This window comes from Haemophilus sp. THUN1691 (assembly GCF_059704425.1).
On record NZ_AP046578.1, the window covers coordinates 1379504 to 1397822 of the forward strand.

General features: G+C 41.3%; 24 protein-coding genes and 1 pseudogene. 3 read left to right on the forward strand and 22 right to left on the reverse strand.

Going from position 1 to position 18319, the window contains the following annotated elements; genetic code table 11:
• Positions 1–65 precede the first annotated feature (65 nt).
• Positions 66–419, reverse strand: a complete 354-nt coding sequence (locus tag AC6H0J_RS06515; RefSeq protein WP_497513232.1) for a contractile injection system sheath initiator — start codon at positions 417–419, stop codon at positions 66–68.
• On the reverse strand, positions 416–1060 hold the full coding sequence (locus tag AC6H0J_RS06520) for a Gp138 family membrane-puncturing spike protein (RefSeq protein ID WP_497513234.1): 645 nt from the start codon (positions 1058–1060) through the stop codon (positions 416–418). Before AC6H0J_RS06520 ends, AC6H0J_RS06515 begins: the two co-directional genes overlap by 4 nt.
• A 69-nt stretch (positions 1061–1129) precedes the next feature.
• Between AC6H0J_RS06520 and AC6H0J_RS06525 the strand changes: the two genes are divergently transcribed.
• Positions 1130–1450 (forward strand): type II toxin-antitoxin system RelE/ParE family toxin, encoded by a 321-nt coding sequence (locus tag AC6H0J_RS06525; protein ID WP_053465043.1) that lies wholly within the window; start codon positions 1130–1132, stop codon positions 1448–1450.
• The gene (locus AC6H0J_RS06530) at positions 1440–1724 is read left to right on the forward strand and encodes a helix-turn-helix domain-containing protein (RefSeq protein ID WP_053465044.1); all 285 of its coding nucleotides are present in this window, start codon (positions 1440–1442) and stop codon (positions 1722–1724) included. Before AC6H0J_RS06525 ends, AC6H0J_RS06530 begins: the two co-directional genes overlap by 11 nt.
• A gap of 30 nt (positions 1725–1754) precedes the next feature.
• Here AC6H0J_RS06530 and AC6H0J_RS06535 read toward each other — a convergent pair whose 3' ends face one another.
• The 20 genes from AC6H0J_RS06535 to AC6H0J_RS06630 form a co-directional block, all read right to left on the reverse strand.
• Positions 1755–2612, reverse strand: coding sequence for a phage protein (locus AC6H0J_RS06535; protein WP_497513237.1), 858 nt, complete (start codon positions 2610–2612; stop codon positions 1755–1757).
• 252 nt (positions 2613–2864) lie between these two features.
• Positions 2865–3173: a phage baseplate plug family protein gene (locus AC6H0J_RS06540; protein WP_497513239.1), complete on the reverse strand. Its 309-nt coding sequence runs from the start codon at positions 3171–3173 to the stop codon at positions 2865–2867.
• 5 nt (positions 3174–3178) lie between these two features.
• On the reverse strand, positions 3179–3958 hold the full coding sequence (locus AC6H0J_RS06545; protein ID WP_497513241.1) for a phage baseplate protein: 780 nt from the start codon (positions 3956–3958) through the stop codon (positions 3179–3181).
• A 5-nt stretch (positions 3959–3963) separates the two neighbouring features.
• Positions 3964–6054, reverse strand: a complete 2091-nt coding sequence (locus AC6H0J_RS06550; protein WP_497513243.1) for a phage tail tape measure protein — start codon at positions 6052–6054, stop codon at positions 3964–3966.
• A 150-nt stretch (positions 6055–6204) separates the two neighbouring features.
• Positions 6205–6615, reverse strand: coding sequence for a phage tail assembly chaperone (locus AC6H0J_RS06555; RefSeq protein ID WP_042600671.1), 411 nt, complete (start codon positions 6613–6615; stop codon positions 6205–6207).
• Positions 6615–7046: a phage structural protein gene (locus AC6H0J_RS06560; RefSeq protein ID WP_118785706.1), complete on the reverse strand. Its 432-nt coding sequence runs from the start codon at positions 7044–7046 to the stop codon at positions 6615–6617. The genes AC6H0J_RS06555 and AC6H0J_RS06560 overlap by 1 nt, the downstream gene beginning before the upstream one ends.
• 47 nt (positions 7047–7093) lie before the next feature.
• Positions 7094–8602 (reverse strand): DUF3383 domain-containing protein, encoded by a 1509-nt coding sequence (locus tag AC6H0J_RS06565; RefSeq protein WP_497513245.1) that lies wholly within the window; start codon positions 8600–8602, stop codon positions 7094–7096.
• Between the two features lie 4 nt (positions 8603–8606).
• Positions 8607–9110 carry a phage neck terminator protein gene (locus AC6H0J_RS06570; protein ID WP_497513247.1) on the reverse strand — a complete coding sequence of 168 codons (504 nt, stop codon included), beginning with the start codon at positions 9108–9110 and terminating at the stop codon, positions 8607–8609.
• On the reverse strand, positions 9034–9405 hold the full coding sequence (locus AC6H0J_RS06575) for a hypothetical protein (RefSeq protein WP_497513249.1): 372 nt from the start codon (positions 9403–9405) through the stop codon (positions 9034–9036). The genes AC6H0J_RS06570 and AC6H0J_RS06575 overlap by 77 nt, the downstream gene beginning before the upstream one ends.
• Positions 9402–9914, reverse strand: coding sequence for a hypothetical protein (locus AC6H0J_RS06580; protein WP_497513251.1), 513 nt, complete (start codon positions 9912–9914; stop codon positions 9402–9404). Before AC6H0J_RS06580 ends, AC6H0J_RS06575 begins: the two co-directional genes overlap by 4 nt.
• A complete protein-coding gene (locus AC6H0J_RS06585; RefSeq protein ID WP_006996376.1) occupies positions 9915–10277 on the reverse strand; it encodes a DUF4054 domain-containing protein in 363 nt (120 codons plus the stop codon).
• A 9-nt stretch (positions 10278–10286) separates the two neighbouring features.
• Positions 10287–11201 (reverse strand): DUF2184 domain-containing protein, encoded by a 915-nt coding sequence (locus tag AC6H0J_RS06590; protein ID WP_497513252.1) that lies wholly within the window; start codon positions 11199–11201, stop codon positions 10287–10289.
• 10 nt (positions 11202–11211) lie between these two features.
• The gene (locus AC6H0J_RS06595; RefSeq protein ID WP_497513253.1) at positions 11212–11652 is read right to left on the reverse strand and encodes a structural cement protein Gp24; all 441 of its coding nucleotides are present in this window, start codon (positions 11650–11652) and stop codon (positions 11212–11214) included.
• A gap of 10 nt (positions 11653–11662) precedes the next feature.
• Positions 11663–12763, reverse strand: a complete 1101-nt coding sequence (locus tag AC6H0J_RS06600) for a DUF2213 domain-containing protein (RefSeq protein WP_497513255.1) — start codon at positions 12761–12763, stop codon at positions 11663–11665.
• A 61-nt stretch (positions 12764–12824) separates the two neighbouring features.
• Positions 12825–13181: a DUF2513 domain-containing protein gene (locus tag AC6H0J_RS06605; protein ID WP_497513257.1), complete on the reverse strand. Its 357-nt coding sequence runs from the start codon at positions 13179–13181 to the stop codon at positions 12825–12827.
• A complete protein-coding gene (locus tag AC6H0J_RS06610) occupies positions 13178–13486 on the reverse strand; it encodes a hypothetical protein (RefSeq protein WP_497513259.1) in 309 nt (102 codons plus the stop codon). The genes AC6H0J_RS06605 and AC6H0J_RS06610 overlap by 4 nt, the downstream gene beginning before the upstream one ends.
• On the reverse strand, positions 13487–14860 hold the full coding sequence (locus AC6H0J_RS06615) for a phage minor head protein (RefSeq protein ID WP_497513261.1): 1374 nt from the start codon (positions 14858–14860) through the stop codon (positions 13487–13489).
• Positions 14763–16094, reverse strand: coding sequence for a DUF1073 domain-containing protein (locus AC6H0J_RS06620; RefSeq protein WP_497513263.1), 1332 nt, complete (start codon positions 16092–16094; stop codon positions 14763–14765). The genes AC6H0J_RS06615 and AC6H0J_RS06620 overlap by 98 nt, the downstream gene beginning before the upstream one ends.
• Before the next feature lies 1 nt (position 16095).
• Positions 16096–17499, reverse strand: coding sequence for a phage terminase large subunit (terL, locus tag AC6H0J_RS06625; RefSeq protein WP_497513265.1), 1404 nt, complete (start codon positions 17497–17499; stop codon positions 16096–16098).
• Positions 17474–17995, reverse strand: coding sequence for a terminase small subunit-like protein (locus AC6H0J_RS06630; RefSeq protein ID WP_497513267.1), 522 nt, complete (start codon positions 17993–17995; stop codon positions 17474–17476). Before AC6H0J_RS06630 ends, terL begins: the two co-directional genes overlap by 26 nt.
• Before the next feature lie 87 nt (positions 17996–18082).
• Between AC6H0J_RS06630 and AC6H0J_RS06635 the strand changes: the two are divergent.
• Positions 18083–18319, forward strand: a pseudogene (locus AC6H0J_RS06635) (helix-turn-helix domain-containing protein); the annotation flags it as partial.

An 18319-nucleotide genomic window follows, 5' to 3' on the forward strand; every position in this document is an offset into this window, starting at 1 on the left:
TTTCTGTGATTTACCTCTCAAATTTTAAAGGTATTTTTAAATTAGAAATAAAATCTTACCGCACTTTAAGTGTCATAACGTGCGGTTTGTTGTTGTCCGTAAATATCTTGGTAATCAATCGAGATTGTCAGTTTTCGTGTATCTGCATCAAAATTAGCTTGATAATCAGTTATTCTGCTTACACCTTCAGTTTCCAACACATAGCGTTTTATTTTGATTTCCCAATCCGCCATATTTACCCCGCGCCCCATTTGTTCGAGCCAAGGCAAACCGTGTTCTAGGTCTAAAAACCAGTCATTAGCAAATGACCAAAGTCGAGTTTGTACATTTTGAGCAATGGCATCTGATTCTGTTGCGTAGTTCGAAAAGCCTTGTCCAAATGTCCAATCGTGCTCTTTATTAAGTCGTCTTACTCTCATTCTGGCACTCCTGTTTTACCGCCACTGTCGCCTGTATGTTTATGGGTTTTACCTGAAATACCACCCGCTGTTACATCCGTATCACTCGAGATAACGCCTGTGGAGCTATGCGAGCCTGTTTGCGAGGTATCGCCCTGATGTTCGATATTTCCTTTAATCAAAATCGAGCCGTTTTTGATTCTGATGTATGTGTCGCCATCAAGGGTTTGCATAGATAGCCCTTCGGTAAAAAATCCATTGATAGCTTTCGGCACAGAGCATATGCCAGGAATAAACATCGCATCGGATAAATCATGTAGCCTAAAATCTAAAGGCGTTGATGCGCTGCCGTTTTGCCACCATCCGTCAATGCAACGCTCGGAAAATATCGCTATCCCCTCATCGCCTGCTTTAAGTGGAAATGTCACTGCAAAGCCCCCGCCTCGAGGAAAACTCACAGGCACATCAAGAAGTGGCGGTATATCTGCCCCACTCCCATCAACTAACTGCATTTTTATTTGTATCGCAAGTGATACAGTTTGTTTTGCAGGGTCAAAGCTCACCACTTTTGCAGGGAGTGCAGTATGTAAATTCAGTTGATTTTGTTGGATTTGATGGTCGGTTGCGGTTTCTGGCGTTGCTAAGGTTTGTGCGTAGTTCATTAAATATAACCTTTGATTTATATTTTGAATATGTTATGATTTGCATAACTTAAAAGTTATGAGAGTTTTATGTTCGAGTTATTATTTCACCCTGAAGCATTCGCTGAAATTGAAGCCTTATCTCCAATAATGCGAGCTAAAGCGTTAAATGCCCTGGATAAGTTAGAAACATTAGGCAGTGAGCTTCGTTTCCCGCATACGCGCGCAATGGGTAATGGTTTATTTGAACTGCGCGCTGGCAATAAAGATATTTCGCGCACCTTTTTTGCTTTTGCCATAGGGAAGAAAATTTACATCCTGCGCACTTTTGTTAAGAAAACACAGAAAACCCCACCGTCAGAAATTGAATTAGCTTTAAAACGTTTAGGAGAAATGACCGATGAAAGTTAAACCGATAAGTTACAAACAAGTAAAAGAGACCTTACTTCAAGACGAAGAAACTAAAGCACTTTATTTGCAAGAAAAACGTATTGAGGAACTGCAATCACTACTCCAAGAAATGCGTATTCGTGCAGGTCTCACTATTTCTCAAGTTGCCGAAAAAATGGGTGTAACTCAACCGGCAATCAGCAAATTAGAAAAGAATGCCAGTCGGGCTTCATTTCTAACACTACAACGCTATGCTCATGCTTGCGGTGCCGAATTGCGTGTCGGTGTCATTTAATATAAATGACTGCACTTAACAAAAGTGCGGTCATTTTTTCCTGTCTTTTTTGTCCGATTTTTTAGGGTTTTCTACCTTTTGGAATTTTCCCCCAGCAACCGTCATCTTGCTGTGCCAATCCCCACCGATACCATCGCCAGAATGCGCAAGTTTTACAATCTTGTACTCCCCATTGAAGTACTCAATGATAGATTCAACTTTCACAAGTCCGCCAATTTGTAATGCTGGGTTGAGTAAACAAGTCAGCTCTAGTCCCTCATCAGTTTGCTCTGGCGCATTAATCATTCCTGTATCTTGAGAAATCAGTACGGCATCATCACTTAGCACTTTATCTTTCGGCAGGAAAATAAGCGAGCCATCTTGGATAGACCAATCAGCCTTATTATTGCGTGCAATTTTGGTGAGAATATCTCGACTATTGCCGTTTAATACTCTACCACGAGGGAGTTTTCGTTGGTTGGGAATGTCAATGGCACCAGTCTGCACTTTAGGCATCGTCTTTTGCAATTCCTCAACAATCTGTTTGTCTGTTGCCCCTGCTTTTAATGTTGTTTTGGCTCTCGACTGAGTATAGGCTTGATGCCCATCTGAACACTCAAGCGTAAGGACAAAATCCAATCCCTCTCGCTGGATTCTCGTCTTGGTAATATCTCCCGCATAGATTTGGCGTAACTCGCCATAACCAACCGATAAGGCGACTTTCTTATAGTCTTGGCTTAATAATTGGTTGATATGGTCTCGATTTAAGTTCCACACTTGGATTTTAGCGGGATTAGGCTTTTCATTAATGGTTTTATCAATTTCAAACGCAACACGTAATTGCTCAATGCTTAACGTTTCTTGGTCGTTGCTAATGTCGAGTTTCCAACGTCTGCCAAATTGTTTCATACTTACCACCAACGAATTGCAGTAATTAATTCAGGCGCACGCCATACTGCAAAAGATAAAACCACTGCAATTAAAATGGCAATAAATCGCCACGCTTGTAATTTTGATGTCATTTGCAATACCCCTTTAATTAAAATCAAAATAGATGTAAAATTATCCACAGATATATCTACTCCTTTCCTGCTTGTGGAATGGAAAAACCCCGAAGTGCTTGCAACGCTTCGGGGTTTGTTCTTAAAGTGCGGTCTTTTTTTAAGATGCTTTTTCGCCTATATGCAAAAAACATCGAGTGCCCAAATCTTCCATACTCATTGGGTCTAATTCAGCACCACTTTCATCGTCCAAATAGAAGAAATAAGGCTGTGTAGTTCGAGCCAATAATGGCACTCCGCACGCGAGCGCATGACCTCGGCAAATCTGCTTTTGATTTACTGGCTCAAATACATCCATTGCCCAAAACTGTCCAATACTATTAAATCGCAAGGTTAAACGGATTTTTATGCCGTTAAATTCAAAAGTTTGCTCCTGATAAGGATGTTGTGTTAATGGAATTTTACGCATACGTCTTACCACCATTTAAAAAGATTGAAAAGCGAGGAGGTTCTTTTAGGTGTATCGTTCTTTGGTTGAGTCGAGCCTTGCTGTGATTTTGTTGCGGATTGAGCCGCTGCTCTACCGCTTTTACTCTTGCCCGATGCAGATGATTTAGATTGAGCTGTTTTTGTCTCAACAATAAATATCTCACGAGCCGTTATCGTAAATGTTGCACTGCCATCTTGTGATTGATTGACGGCTACAGACTGGATGAGCATGTTCTTGTACAAGTTAATCCCTGTCTGTATATCAATGGTTTCCCCTGATTTCTGGCAAGCTACAAGGTCGGCATAGCATTTTTGCACTCGGCTATCCCCTGCACTGCTATCAATCAATCCGCCTAGCCCAAAGTCAGGCAAAAAAGGGGCAATGGCTCGCGCTTGATTAAGGATGCTCTTCGCTTGACTATATGCTCCTGCGACTTGGCTAATCGCTCTGCCTGCTCTTGCGATAGATTGCGATGTTTGAGTGATAACCTTAACTGGCAGGGGAAAGTTGTTAAGAAAGTCTATCCCGCCACGAATATTGCCGATAAATGGAAAGTCCAAACCAAAAGTCGAATGATCGTGATCAACCATTACACCATTAATGGTAACTTGTTTAGGCTGAATAACTGCATGGTCAGCAATGGCAGCCCCTGATTCAATCGGGTTTTCTGTAATAGATAAATCCGACTGATGGTCTTCTGTTGTGACCACATCAAAGATAATTTTGCCAATCTTGCGATTGGATACTTGAGCAAAATTTAACATAGAGGCTACCCCACAACAGGTGAAAGTTGATTATTGATCGCTCGAGCCGATTGGTCTGCCACTGCTTTTGGATTGTCCGTACCTTGGATATTTTGCGTAATGGTGATTTTGTTGTTGCTATTTTTGACACTGTTATCCGCATTTGAAGTTTTATTATTGACTCCTGCCGCTGCAACTTGTGGTGCAGAAGCATAAGATGGATCAAACATCATCGTGTCATAGGCTTTCGTATTTTGACTTGCCGTACCTACCTTTTCGCCACTATCACTAAACCACCCTTTTATTGTATCAACAATCGGTCCGATATATTGGTCGTAATAGCCCTTAACCCAATCAAATGCACTTTGGAATGGCTTTTTAATCCAGTCTGTAACTTGAGCAAACTTGGTCTCGATAACATCCAAATCTAACTGTTCGCCAGTAAATAAATTCCACAAACCACCAACAAGCGCGAGCCCAAGTTTAAATGGTAACTCAAGCATATCTGTGATGAGGGATAATGTTGCACCAATTGGATCGACACTAAAGTTATCAACAAAATCTTTCCACGTGGATTTTACCCATAAAAGTGCGCTCTTAAATGGCTTCCAAAATTCACCTAATGCCGATTCTTTTCCATTTAGATAGCCGATAAAGTCATCAAAAAGTAAAAACAAGGCTGCAACAGCCGCTATAATCAATGTGACAGGGTTGGTCGCAAAAGCTAATAACATTCGCCGACTAAACCACAATAACGCTGCTCCTAATGCATAGATTACCGTTTTCCAACCAACTGTATATTCAACAACATTATCGATAGCTGCGGCTAACTCAAACAAAAATGACAGTATTTTGCCAAAGCCGTTGAGTGCAGTCTTGATAAACTCATTATTCTCGGTGAACCATTTTGTAAACCGTTCGGCTAATCGCTGAATGGATGGCGCAACACGGAGTGATACATATTCGCCAATAGCCTTAAATACTTGAGAAACCTGCGTCAATGCATCTTTAAAAGCGGCGGCAGTTTCTGCATTTTCTGCGTTACCCACGCCAAGTGTGAGCGCACTTGCAAGGGCGATTTGTTCTTTCAGCTCATCATTACCAAGACGCAAGGTTTGAATCATCGAACCATCAATGCCGAGTTTCGCAAGCATTGCAATTTGCTCTTGCTCGCCCATTGCTTTCATCTTGTCCGAGATTTCACCCAGCATTTCGCTTGAGCTTTTAACATCCCCATTCGCTTTTTTGGCGCTTAGTCCATATTGCTCAAATGATTTAGCCCCTCGACCGATACCCGTTGCCGCCTCACCTATAACACGAGATAATCCCTCAATAGATGATTGAGCGGCCTGTGCGGATGAGCCATTGACCTCTGCAACCTTACCTAAGTTGTAAATTTGGTCGGCTGATTCGCCCGTGACAGCTGAGAGTTGTTTAATTTCATCGAGTGCATCGAGATTAGCATCAACAAAATTCTTCACCCCGATTGTGGCGGCGTAGAAAGCTGCACCAAATGCCGCAACTTTAAGTGTGGTTTTATTGATACTAATGCCAAGCAATTCAAATTTATTCAATAATCCGACTGCACCATATTGGGTTGCCCACAAGTCAATGATATTGTCAGATAAATTTTCTGTGCTTTTAGCGTTATCTTCTACGGCTTTTGTATCTTTTTCGGTAGCATCGGTTTTTTGCTCAATCGCAGATTTGAGTTTGCCAATAACTTTCTCAACCTGCTCTGCACTTAACCCCGCCTCTTGTAACTCTTTAGAGAGCTGTTCGGTGTTTTGAAGAAAGCTCTCACCAAACTCAGATAAGAGCTTATCCCCCTCGATAAGTTTCTGCACCCACGCATCTAAGGCTTCATCTTCAGAAAGATTTTCTGTTTCAGATTGTAGTTTTTCAAGCGATGCAAAAAACTCGCTGAACTCGGGCATGTCTTTGACTTGCTCAGTTGCTTTATTCGCAGCCTCTTCTAGAGCTTGACCAAAGGCACCTAAACTTTCTGCGGCATCTTCAGTGCCGTCTCCAATTGCATTGAGGAATTGCTCAAACTGTTGCATTGCTTGGCTATCCGCATCAATGCCGATTTTAATCAGTAGTTCATCGAGTAGCATTGCGTTGCTCCATTTGATTTAATTCAACAATGACTTCATGGAAAGATAAAAGGTCGGCTAACGAATAAACCGACCTTAATTCGTGTAATGAACAAAAGTTTTTTACGATGGGCGTAAAAATAAACCAGTCAACTTTACTGTCTGACTGGCTTATTTCTTCGCTTTTAGATTGGCTTGAATATTGCTCAGCAATCCGCCCCCACCGATAAAAAAATCAGCGAATTGATACATCAACCCTTCTTTTAATACTGGGATTAAATGCCCACGGTGTTGGTTAAAATGACTATCAAAACGTTCAGATAGTCGGTATAGTTTGCCATCTTGCTCACATGAGGTGTGTTTAAGCACGATGTCCTCAAGCTCTTTAATGCTTGGGTCGCCTAAATTCGCCAATACAGTCGTCAATACGCTTGCACCGAGTTTTTTATTGTTACCTAATGATGATAAATCGACTGATTGCAATAATTTCATTGCATTTTTGAGTGCAGTCCATGCTGTCATAGCATTAGCTGGCGTCATCGTATAGGTGACATTTTCAATATTGATTTGTTTGCTTTCCATTATTGGACACCTTTTTCAAGATTCATCGTCATTTTCTCAAACACAATCGTCCAGGTTGTTGCATTGTGTCCATTCCCACGCACGTAAGGCGCAGGCGTAGTGAAATACCCTTTGCTTGCCGTGACAACATCATCATTGATTAAGTCGCGGATAGCGAGTGTCATCGGTAAATAGGTTTTAATACTGGTTTTTTGTTGATTAAACAACTTAGATAAATAGGCGTTATCCTCAGAATGTTGTTTAATTTTTAGGGTTAATTTGCCTGATTGGTCAGGGTTTGCGATAAATACGCCCGTGCCATTCGCACCAATAACCATTTGCCCTGCATCAACTTGGTTGGTCGCATTAATCACATCTGAGCCGTCTGCCCAGTCACTAATTTCTTTGCCGTCTAATAACACGACAACTTGTTTTGGATCGAAAACTGCCATTTATATTTCCTCTTAAAAGAAAAGGCTGGATAATCCAGCCCTATTAGTTATCGGTTATAGTTAACAATCACATCACTAGAATGGATTGCGCCTGCTAATTTCACTGCGGTTTGAATTGGGGTTGCGCGGCGTTGCTCACGGTCGCTGTCAGATAGCGTATCCATTGGTGCCGCCCATACATAGTAACCCTTTTCAAGATAATCACCTGTCGTCAAGTTACCAAAGCTATCGCCCGTCCATTGACCTGGGGCGAAAGCACCATTGTTTACACCCTCTAAACAAACTTTCTCTACGGCAGCAATCAATACCGCTTGGCCCTTGTCTGTTAATGGGATTTTGGTCGGTGATTTATACAAGCGAGCAAATACCTCTTTTTGCACAGCATCGGTAAACCAGTCTAAGATAACAATTTCATCCGCAAATTTACCGCCCATTACCGTACCTTCAGCAATCATCGCTACATCATCAAAATAAGTGTACACATTGATGCCTAAGCGTTTAGCCTTGGAGAACTCTGTTGCCGTAATTTCATCAGCCGTAATAGTTGGTTGCTGTTTGAATTTAAGCGTTAAGGTTGAATTGTTTGCCGCAAAGTTTGTTGATAATAAACGCGCCAATGCAGAAGATGCTGGGTACATATCGTTTTTATCGAACATCGCCAACGTGTGATCTAAACCTGCATCATATAATTTCTTATAGATGTTATCGGCAGACCATTCAAGCTGTTCAACGCGAATAACATTCGCACCAAACATTTTAGTATTAGCTTGCGCGTATTTTGCAGCAGATTCCACTTCGCCATCAGTAAGTTGTGCAGCAAAGGTAAAGCCATACCACGCATTATTCACTTCGGCTACGTTAAATAATGCCTCTGCAACGGTTTCTTTTTTCAAAGAAATTGATGCCTTGCCTACTTTTTTGGTTTCTTGGCCATTTTCTAATTTAAGCAATGAGCCAATATACTCACCGTCACCGCCACCATTAAAGGCGTAATGGATTTCGGTCGCTTTATCTTCTCCAGCTGAATTGGCGCTGATAATAAAGCGATTACCGGTTTCGTCATAAGCAATCGACACAGCGACAGAAAGTGCGGTCAATTTTTCCTGAATTTTTGTGGCCACTGCATTAAAATCAGCAATGCGTGCGAAAGACAGCCCTTCAACTTTTTTAATATCGCTACCGATGGTTAACGAAAAACGACCATTAACAACAGATTTGAATCGCTCCAAATCATCTGATAATGTCGCACCACTCAAAGTGTTTTTAGTTGCATCAATGGTTGCTGGTTCTTTTTGCCAGCGCGCAATAATTAATTGTTTTGCACGAGGGCTTTGAGCAAAGAACGGTTGAGCTGCTTTTGCTGTTTCTGAATTTGTGCCGAACAACTGTTCTACATCACGTTGATTTTCGACATAAACATAACGCGTAGTCGCATCAGCAAATGCTTGTCCTGCCTCTGGCGTGAACAATGCCACTATACCGAATGATTTACGCGCGGCAGATTTTGGCACAGTATTTAACTGCACATTGACAATCTGCGAGATAGATAATGCCATAAGGCTATCCTCCTATTTGTTGAATTAAATGGTTTGTGCGTTGTTCAACGTTTTCTATCGGTTCTAGAGGTGTATCAACAATGTGATGATGGCTAAATACAACATCAAACTGCCCTCGCTCTTCATAATCCGCCCCGACGGTAGCCGTTAAATTGCGGACATCTGAAAAACGAATCACGCCCCAGTGATTTGATTTGAGAAAGGAAAGAAACGCTGAACTTTGGAAAATGGCTTTTAGCTTGTAACACTGCGCAAGGGAATTTCGACCGAAACAAGAGACGCTCACGGTGCTTTGCATTGACTGAATGATACGTTCACGTTTGCCGTCAAATTCTCTCGTGGCCTGCCCGATTTCATTACTTGTCATCAAATCCACGGTAATAAAAGCAGGTAAAGGATTTTCAGGGAGCCAGCCACCAATAACGGCACCATTAGGTAACTGTAAAGCCTGTTGAATCCACTTTCGCAGTTTGGCTGTGTCTAACGCCGATATTGTTGTGGTATCCATATTTTCCCCAATTTGCTACGGTTTTTATTTTGTAGGTTTCTCCCTCATAAATAACCAAATCACCTATTTTTAACGGCTTAATGGTGTAGATTTTTATTGAGGGGATAAAACGCTCACCTTCTGGCAATAACAACACATCATTAGGAGAGATAGGCATAACAATGGCAGTCACGCTTTCATCGGTATAACTCGCCCCGAACCCATCAGATGAATGCTCACCTCGCAGATGTTTCACGGTGACAATTTGGCTAAATTTTCTATTCAGAAAGCGAGGATATTGATTGATTAAACTCATTTAACGATACCTTTTACAGAACCACGCAAGTGCCCATCCCATATGAGTGGGTTTTTCTCAATACTTTTGGGATCTAATGTTGCTCTAAGTTTTTTCCTGCGTTTAGGATCTTTAACATCCTTAAGTTTCCATGCTATTTTGGTTGAATCTGCATTTTCAATCCATTTACCTCTTGCTATATTAAGCTGGACATCACCTTGAGCCTTAATCGCTAACTCTTTATAAATTTGCTCAATGTCCATCCCTTCCTGAAAATACTGAACAAAAAGTGCGATGTATTTCTCTTGGTTTTCTGAGAGCGTTTGGCGTAAAAAAGGACGCGGTTTAATATGTTCATTGCCAAGCTCCAATACAGCCGCCAAAGAGGCGAGGTTAAAATTCTTAACTCCCTCTAATGGTTCATCAAATTCAGCAGGAAACCCAACGTAAACCGCCTTGTCTTTATCAGCCCTCAATCGCTCAATTAGCGCTTTTGCTTGCGCTAAATTCCCCGTAATTTGCACCGCCATTTACGCCACCATTACCCCAATACCAACCAATTTACGTAATCGCAAATACTCTTGGCCATACGCTGTTAATTGATAATCTGCATCGGTACCTGTCAGTGTTGGCACGGCATAGCTAACAGATAACTCGCCAGCACTTTCACTGGCGAGATTTCGATTTGCCCCACCGCCACCTTCGGTTGTCCAAAGCGACAAACGCAATAGATGAGCAGTCAATGCCAACACGCCACGTTGGTAGAGTTTCCCCCAACGAGATTGACTCACTTCCATTTCTGCATCCGATAAAAAAAGGTCGATTTTTTCATAATCGACCTCTTTAAATTCAGGATAACGCTCAATGAATACATACGTTTCAAATGTTGGCATAATGACTCCCTAGTAATCTACGTAGAGTGCAGAATCTGGCTCCATAAAGGTTACGCCACCAAATGCCATACGCAAACCAGATTCATAAGCTAATAAGCCTTTTGGTTGAGCAGCTAACACAGTTGGCGACATTGGCACATCAAAGATAACGTGCTCTTTGCTGTTTACATAAACCATTGCACGAGTTTTGCCACTTGTTACACGTGTGCCAAAGTTTGATGGCAAGGCTTTAATTGCCACGTCACGACCTGCAGCCGCAGACAAGCTCTTAGTTAAGAACTCTAATGCAGTTGTGTCAGTATTATTGCGTTGCGTTAATGCTAAGTGCGCTAAATCAAGCGAATCAATCGCAAAGGTATTTGGCGCTTCAATGCGTTTGGTTTTCTCCATACCTTGTAGGAAAATTTCCTTAAAGAACGCTACCGCTTTATCAAAATCCATCGCTTGGACTTTGGTGTTTGCGGAAGTGCCTTTGATGTTGTACACCTCAACAGATTTGTTGTTTAACAAACCAGTTAGGCGAGTATCTTTTGCATGGCCCAAGAACGCCACTTTTTGTAAGGTTTGTTGTGCGTTTTTGTTTAACGCCATAATTTTGGCGGTATCTAACGCTAACCCTAACAGTTTGCCTTGTTCAAGCTCTGGTGTTGTCCATGTTACGGATTTAGCCCATGGCACAATGTAAGAGCGAGTTGGCGTAAAGCCGACTTCTACTTGGTCTAATGTGCTTGTGCCAGTGGTAATTAAACCATCATCAAGCGAGCCATGCTCATCTGCACCATAGTGCAGTTTTTCTGTAATGCCTACTGCAGCTTGTTGGTCAACATAGACAAATTGAGGGAATACAATTTCAGGATATTTAGTTTCTGAAATTTCTTTGCTGACAGCCGTTAAGCCGTTTTGTACATAAGTTAATAATGACATTCATCACCCCTTATAATTTTGTAATCATCGCTAATTGACCTTTAACGTCAATCACGGTGTAGCCTGTTTCAATCGCATTTGCATCAGTTTCGCCTTGGATTGCGCCAGTTTTACCATCGCCACCTGTCGTTAATACAAACACTTTACTACCACGAGATACGGTTTTCTCTGGTGCAATATTGACCCAAATCGCATCGCCTGTACCAATGTGCATCACATCGGCTAATTCGCCATCAGGCCATTCATCTCGAATGCGACTTGCTAATACCACGCCAGCCAATACATCTGTCTTAGCGGATAAGGCTTTCACACCACCTGTAGGATTTAACGCCACAAATTCACCTGCTTTTACTTTGCCTGTGACTTTTTCTGCTGTGGTTTTTGCATTTGCAAGATTGCCCTTGCCTAATTCACCTGCACGTGCAGGCGCTTGTTCGTAAGCGTAACTCATCTAATTACTCCTAACTGTTGTAAGTTTTGTTAAAATCTAATTTTGGTGCGGCTTTAGGTTCTGCATCACCAAGCAAAATACTGCCAAGTGATTTGCGTTCATCCGCTAATTTCGCTACAACCGCTTTTGCTGTTTGATATGCACCAGAAATTTCCTCATCGGATAACTTGGCTGCTTCGTCTTTTGTAAAAATACCCTGCGCCACGACCGCACTTTCTTGGATTTCACGCACAGTAGCGTTATCCGCAAAATTGACTTCTTTAAATGCGGTTTTAGCATCAGCCAATACAGCAGCTTGTTTTGCTTCTGCATCACGTTTTGCTTGCGCATCTTTTAGCTGCTGAATTTCAGCGTCTTTAGCTTTAAGGCGTTTTTCAAGCTCTTCTTTTTCCACGTCATCTTCCTTTTTATTTTCAGGTTCAGATTGTTTTTCCTTTGGTTCGGTTGGTTGTTCGCCTTTTGGCTCTTTACCCTCTTCACCACCAGACTTTTCTTCTTCCTCGATTTGTTTTTTCTGTTCGTCCGACAACTTGATGCCGAACGCACCTAAAAACGCATCGAGAATTTTTGCGGTTTTCCCCATAATGGTTTTATCCTCATCGGCAAGTTTTACACTTCCACCGCAGCGACCCTTTGCCACAATCGCTACGTGGTTGCCGATCATCGGCGACATCTCAAAATCTGCATCTTGTACCGTGGATGGCTTAATATCGCAGTCATAGCCGCAAGATAATTGCTCAACACCATTCTCCTGCACGGTCTTAATAGCAGACTCATCATAAATCCAAGCCTCTGCCGTGAGTTCATCGCCCACTCGCTTAACATTACGCACGACACCGACAGAGAGCTGTTTCCAGTTTTTCGCATTCACCCCATCTTTAGGATGCCCAACAGTTAATGTGGCATTTTCAAAACTCTTAATCGTTTCATCGCTAAACAAAGATTTCTCTGTGCGAGCGACCTTTTTAATGCCGTCTTCTTTTAAGCCAAGTTCTGTAGCGAGGTAATCAAATACCCCGACCTTAGAAATGGTTGCGGGCACAACTAAAAAACCATCTTTAGTGATGGTTCTTTGTGTGGTTGCTTGAGTTGTTTTGTCTGTAAATTTCATTTATTTACCCCAATAAAAAAACCGACCATTTCTGATCGGGTTGTTTGTTTTTTTTGCAATATCACGCCAACATTTGGCTAATTATTGTTTGTGCTACTTGTTTTATTGTATCAAGTGATAAATCAAGGCTTTTGCTTTTTATCGTAGTTTTTAAGCTATTCCAGACAGTATCGTTGCGGATTTTGTCTAAGAGCTCATGACCTTGCCAAGTCAGTGACCGAGCGATAAGGCTCATCTCATTTAGAGAAGAATAATCTATCGCTTCAATCAGCCCTGCACTTTGCAATAACTTAAAATGATAAGATACAGCTTCTGAATCGAACCCAGTAAATCCATCAGGTGATAAACTCCCTCTAGCCTCTGACTGACTTTCCAATTTAAGCAATATAGAGCGAATTAAATCCCAATTACGTTTCATTCTTTGCCATCTCTTGCCCAAAGCATATCTATAATCTCATCATAAGATTTAGATTGGCTTTCCGCTTTTTCAGCCTCTCTAATAAGACGATCCATTTCTTTTACCGTGTCATCAAAAGGCATTTCATCAGTAAATTTTTTATGGATGCGATACAAGACTGCATCCCTCATTCCAAACTCTACTGGCTTTGTCAGTAACTCATACATCCATAGCATCAGATATTCAGACAGCTTGATTTTTTCCCCAGAATGACGGCGAGCTGTATTTTTCTTGAAAAGAGCATCATCTGTATATTCTTTTCGCATTTAAAGCTCCTGTAATTCAATCAGTAAATAGCTTTTGGTTTGAGTACGTTTTAACACTTTAAATTTGGTACCTGACTTAAATAATACTTCATCTTCATTAGGTAATACACTTAAGCTTTGAATTATTTTCCCTCTTTTGCTATGAATTAGCAATCTATGAGGCAGTTTTTTAAAGCGTTCATCACTATAGCTAGAACTTGAAAATCCCTTCTCTACTACGATACCACCAACAACATATGAAGATAATACACTATCTGGAAAATCGACATCACGCCAAACTTTACCTTGGTAAGACGGTATTTTATTTAGAGCATTATTAATGACTTTAGCCATCATAAGTATTGAAGGGGCGGCTTTATCTTCCCTTAATTGAGAATTTATTTTTGCATAACTGTTAGCAGTATAATCTCGAATCGAAACAGCCTCTTTAGTAGAAAGGTTATGTTTTTTTACAAACTCCATAGCAACAGGATTTTGCTCTATATCTCCTACATGATATCTATATTGAGAAGGAGATATGACTTCTTTTACCTTATCTACTTCGTACTGTTCTGTTATTTGTTTTTCTTGCTCAACATCAAGCACTGGAATCTGGACGCATCGACAATTAAAATCATGCCCAGGGTGTCCTGTATCTTCAGGAGGGTTAGCATATTCGAATATCTGCCCATCCTTTTCCGCATGTCTTTCACGCACACGCTCATCACCAGATGTTGACCACATGTATTTTTTTATACCAACCTCTTCATGTCTCGCTTGCGTTAAGGCCGCATTTAATTTTGAGGACTGGTCTCGCGCAATAAACATCGCTCGTTTTTCGGTTGTTTTGCCTAAGTCTTTAATTTGCGCAGCTAGGTCTTTATTTAATGCGCCTTTAACCATCGCTTGCATGACGGCATTTTGCACTTTATCAAGATATTGTGAGCGAATAGACTTAATTAACTGGATATTACCTGCAGTCAATGCATTCACTTTCTCAGCAATATTTGGACTATTGCGTAAATAAGCGGATAAATCGATTCCAGTTTGATTTTTTAGATTGGTTGATACTTCGGCATGGTTTTGTGCATCACCACGACTAACAAATCCATTGGCGATATTTTCGGCCTGTGAAGTGCGGTCGGATTTTTCGTACTTCTCTAATACTTTCATCAGCGCTTTTGCACTAATAGCCTGAAATCCTTTCGCATCATCCATAAAAAAAGAGCCTTGCGGTTGTTGCATGGCTCCTTCTACATCATCAGTCATCGTTTTGACGAACTGTTTAAGCTGTTGTCTATACCAAAGCTCCGTTCTCTTGCTCATTTTCACTGGCTTGAACTTGCGTGTTTTCGCCTTCTGGTTCTTCAAAATTTCTGGCAAGTTCATCAGCATTTTTCATGTCCTCAATGTCATCAGCAGAGATATTGGCAAATAACCCACTTTCTCGGAGTTCGTTTGCTACTTGATATTCATTTAGTACACCATTTTGAATTAGCGTATTTGCCGCTGTAGCAAAGGTATTAAGCATATTGACTTGTTGCTCTTGTTTAACCACAGTCAATGGTAAAAACTCAAACCACCAGTCATCAGGCTGCCCGCCAAATAATTCATTGCATAGCAATGTATCAAGCACCTCAAGCACAGGACGCAATCTTGTCTCTTGTAATCGATGGATTGTTTCGTGGTAGTTTTGAATATCCTCATCACCACTTGCCAAACCCGAAACAGATTGCCCAAACAAAATGGTGACTGGCATATCAGCCGCACCTGCCACCGCATTGCGAAACTCTGTCAGTAAGTCTTTTAACCCACCGAAGGATAGCTCTTTTCGGTCATACTCATTTTCCGCATCAAGCAATAGGCTATTGGTCGCTGATTTAATCGACTGCACCGCTGAAATAACGTGAGCGACATCATTTTCTAAGCCTGCAGATATCTTGTCAGACAACCCTGCGATTTTGAAAATATCGATTTTACTTTCAAAAATAAGGTCGCCGACATTCGCTGAGGCACTATCAAAGCGTTTAAGTACATCAATAATCTTTTCAAGGTCTGATATACCCCAAATATCGTTGTCAGATAAGGGCGCATCATTGGCATTAATGATTAATAAGCGAGAATGATGCACTAAAACAGATTGTGTGCCGCCAGTAATGGTATATTCACTGTATCGACCAAAATTTGCGGAAAACACATCGTCATCCCGTTGTCCTGTAGGTGAGATTTTCCATTTAGGTAAGATAATTAATCGTTTTAAGCGCTCTGTAGGCTGCAATGGTGAGGTAATGTTAATTGTGTCAGTGACAATCAATAAACCCACCGCCCCATACAAACTAGACCATTGCAACGCTTTAGTTAATGTCTCACGTAGTTTTAATCTGCGCTCGAGCTTAGTGAACTCGTCTAGCTGCTCAGATTTTAAGTCATTCGAGAAAATATCGCGCCAGTTACGCACCATATCTTCCGAGCGTTTAATACAGACCTTGTTTGCAATCCAGTTATCACGCCATAATGCTTCAATCTGCATTAAGTCATCGGTTAAACTCAGACCACGAGCATAATACGTTTGCTCTTGTTTACTGCCTAACTTCAGCGCAAGTGATTTGATGCCATCTAAAATATTCATCTTATAAATCCAGTAGTGATTTAGGTTTCCCTAAAATATCCGTTATTGCCATTACAAGTGCATCGACTTGGTCATCGTGTGCATGGCTATCTGTTGCGGTAAATGCCTCGCACTCACTAATAAAATCCGCTACCCAAGGCGCATTTTCGGGTATCATCACATAACCGCTCTCAATATATCCTTGAATGCCTAAAACACGCGTGTACTTATCTGCATCAACTTGAATTGGTGAGATTGGAATTTGATTATTTCTGCGGATAGCTTGAATTAATCCTGTGCCACTGGCTTTATCTTCCACATTTGCTCGAGTTAATATTCCAGTGTCTTTTCTTGCCTTGTGTTTAGCCCAAACATCTTTTAATGTCTGCTCAAGTTCTGGTGCTTCCCATTTCCCTCTAACAAGATCGAGAATGTAAACTTTTCCATCACTCCCTCTGCCAGCGACAATAAAGACTGAATAGTCATTGTGCTGTTTAATTTTTTGTGCGGTATCAGCGTAGATTGCTTTGAGTTTAATCAGTGGAGGGATTTTGTATCGACCAAACCAAGAGCCTTTAATAATACCACCGCCCTTATTAGATGGCCTTTGTTGATATAAAGCATTCCAAGCTTGAGAGCCAACAGCCTTTCTAATCTTGCTTAATCGCTCTAAATCAAAACGTTCTGGGTGCAATGGTTCGCCCTCTTTGCGGAACTCCTCATCCTCTTCTGCAATCGCAGGGAATTTCACTATGCGCCATTGGTCGCCACCATTCTTCATCTCTTCAATTAATCGACCAGCTAAATCATCCTCGTGCCATCTTGTCATGCCTAATAGCACACCAGATTTTGGTGATAAACGTGTATAAAGCGTGGTTGTGTACCAATCCCAAACGCCATCTCGAACTGTTTGAGAATTAGCCTCTTTAGCATCTTTTACAGGGTCGTCAATAATGGCTATATCCGCCCCCATCCCTGTAATACCGCCACCAACACCAGCGGAGCGATAAGCGCCTTTGTGACCCGCAATTTCAAAAATCTCACTATTACGTAAAGGCTGACCCGATATAGTCGTAATCCGTTTGCTATTTAACGATGATTCGGGAAAAATATTGTGATAAGACTCATCGTCCATAATCCGCTGAACATCTCTATTCATTCGACTGGCTAAATCAGCAGAATAAGAACAGGCAATCATCTGCAAGTCAGGATTTTTACCAAAAGCCCAAGCAGGAAAACGACGACTAAATAATTCACTTTTACCACTACGGGGTGGGGCAAATATCATTAATCGCGGTTGCTTGCCATCTATTACATCTTGATAAAATTGCTGTAGCTCTTTTGCAATGAGAATATTGAACCACCCTGTTACGAAGTCAGGTTTGGTTTGCGTGGTGAAATCAATCAAGCTCTTTTGAGCTATCATTGCATCCAGTTGCTTTAGATTTAAGCTCTCTAAGAAGTTTGAGTTCATCGACACTTAACCTTGATAAATCCATAGATATTTTTTGCTCAATCGGTGCCCCATTAACGCCAGTGATTTCTTGTGTTACTTTATCGCCATATTTTTTAGGCGCGACTTTGGTGATATACCATTTGCGAGCATCAACTCTCAACTTAGCTACGCTAACATCTTCGGGAGTAGCAAGATCTGAAATTTCCAACATCTCTTCAAGCAAAAAATCGGCTTGATTCTCGCGCGCACGCGCGTACTGGTCGCAAAACTCTTTATTTTCATTTAGCCAGCGAATGATTGTTGATTTATTTGGCATCCCTGGTCGTTCACAAATCTTACGCAAACTTTCCCCTTGAGCCAGTAGCATACAAATATCATCAGCCACTTCCTTTACATAAGAAGATGGGCGACCAGTTTTTTTCTTCCCCACGCCATCAGACGTGGATTTTCCTTTCACGTCTGACATAGAAAATCCTTAATATACTTGAATAAAACTTATAAAATAGAAAGATGAACCATTTATTAGAATTTTATGAAAAAAATCATCTTTACCAATCCACTTGAAACAGGCATCCCTGAATCTGTCGCCAAATTAGCGTTATTAAACGATTATTCTGCATTGCGTGCTTGGCGCGAGCATTTAGGCTTAACACAGGCTGATGTTGCGGGACGTTTAGGTATCTCTCAAGCAGCTTATTCGCAACATGAAAATTCACAAACATTGCGTAAAAGTACTCGCATTAAAATAGCTACAGCACTTGGCATTAATCCTGCTCAATTAGATTTTTAA

What these genes read in the sequence shown, in the direction of transcription:
- AC6H0J_RS06550 (WP_497513243.1), bottom strand. Translation starts at nt 6,054, where the DNA reads ATGCTACTCGATGAACTACTGATTAAAATCGGCATTGATGCGGATAGC.
- AC6H0J_RS06605 (WP_497513257.1), bottom strand. Translation starts at nt 13,181, where the DNA reads ATGAAACGTAATTGGGATTTAATTCGCTCTATATTGCTTAAATTGGAA.
- AC6H0J_RS06540 (WP_497513239.1), bottom strand. Translation starts at nt 3,173, where the DNA reads ATGCGTAAAATTCCATTAACACAACATCCTTATCAGGAGCAAACTTTT.
- AC6H0J_RS06620 (WP_497513263.1), bottom strand. Translation starts at nt 16,094, where the DNA reads ATGAATATTTTAGATGGCATCAAATCACTTGCGCTGAAGTTAGGCAGT.
- AC6H0J_RS06585 (WP_006996376.1), bottom strand. Translation starts at nt 10,277, where the DNA reads ATGCCAACATTTGAAACGTATGTATTCATTGAGCGTTATCCTGAATTT.
- AC6H0J_RS06565 (WP_497513245.1), bottom strand. Translation starts at nt 8,602, where the DNA reads ATGGCATTATCTATCTCGCAGATTGTCAATGTGCAGTTAAATACTGTG.
- AC6H0J_RS06570 (WP_497513247.1), bottom strand. Translation starts at nt 9,110, where the DNA reads ATGGATACCACAACAATATCGGCGTTAGACACAGCCAAACTGCGAAAG.
- AC6H0J_RS06630 (WP_497513267.1), bottom strand. Translation starts at nt 17,995, where the DNA reads ATGTCAGACGTGAAAGGAAAATCCACGTCTGATGGCGTGGGGAAGAAA.
- AC6H0J_RS06545 (WP_497513241.1), bottom strand. Translation starts at nt 3,958, where the DNA reads ATGTTAAATTTTGCTCAAGTATCCAATCGCAAGATTGGCAAAATTATC.
- AC6H0J_RS06580 (WP_497513251.1), bottom strand. Translation starts at nt 9,914, where the DNA reads ATGGCGGTGCAAATTACGGGGAATTTAGCGCAAGCAAAAGCGCTAATT.
- AC6H0J_RS06530 (WP_053465044.1), top strand. Translation starts at nt 1,440, where the DNA reads ATGAAAGTTAAACCGATAAGTTACAAACAAGTAAAAGAGACCTTACTT.
- AC6H0J_RS06610 (WP_497513259.1), bottom strand. Translation starts at nt 13,486, where the DNA reads ATGCGAAAAGAATATACAGATGATGCTCTTTTCAAGAAAAATACAGCT.
- AC6H0J_RS06525 (WP_053465043.1), top strand. Translation starts at nt 1,130, where the DNA reads ATGTTCGAGTTATTATTTCACCCTGAAGCATTCGCTGAAATTGAAGCC.
- AC6H0J_RS06575 (WP_497513249.1), bottom strand. Translation starts at nt 9,405, where the DNA reads ATGAGTTTAATCAATCAATATCCTCGCTTTCTGAATAGAAAATTTAGC.
- AC6H0J_RS06615 (WP_497513261.1), bottom strand. Translation starts at nt 14,860, where the DNA reads ATGCTGATGAACTTGCCAGAAATTTTGAAGAACCAGAAGGCGAAAACA.
- AC6H0J_RS06560 (WP_118785706.1), bottom strand. Translation starts at nt 7,046, where the DNA reads ATGGCAGTTTTCGATCCAAAACAAGTTGTCGTGTTATTAGACGGCAAA.
- AC6H0J_RS06535 (WP_497513237.1), bottom strand. Translation starts at nt 2,612, where the DNA reads ATGAAACAATTTGGCAGACGTTGGAAACTCGACATTAGCAACGACCAA.
- AC6H0J_RS06600 (WP_497513255.1), bottom strand. Translation starts at nt 12,763, where the DNA reads ATGAAATTTACAGACAAAACAACTCAAGCAACCACACAAAGAACCATC.
- AC6H0J_RS06555 (WP_042600671.1), bottom strand. Translation starts at nt 6,615, where the DNA reads ATGGAAAGCAAACAAATCAATATTGAAAATGTCACCTATACGATGACG.
- AC6H0J_RS06515 (WP_497513232.1), bottom strand. Translation starts at nt 419, where the DNA reads ATGAGAGTAAGACGACTTAATAAAGAGCACGATTGGACATTTGGACAA.
- AC6H0J_RS06520 (WP_497513234.1), bottom strand. Translation starts at nt 1,060, where the DNA reads ATGAACTACGCACAAACCTTAGCAACGCCAGAAACCGCAACCGACCAT.
- AC6H0J_RS06595 (WP_497513253.1), bottom strand. Translation starts at nt 11,652, where the DNA reads ATGAGTTACGCTTACGAACAAGCGCCTGCACGTGCAGGTGAATTAGGC.
- AC6H0J_RS06590 (WP_497513252.1), bottom strand. Translation starts at nt 11,201, where the DNA reads ATGTCATTATTAACTTATGTACAAAACGGCTTAACGGCTGTCAGCAAA.
- terL (WP_497513265.1), bottom strand. Translation starts at nt 17,499, where the DNA reads ATGATAGCTCAAAAGAGCTTGATTGATTTCACCACGCAAACCAAACCT.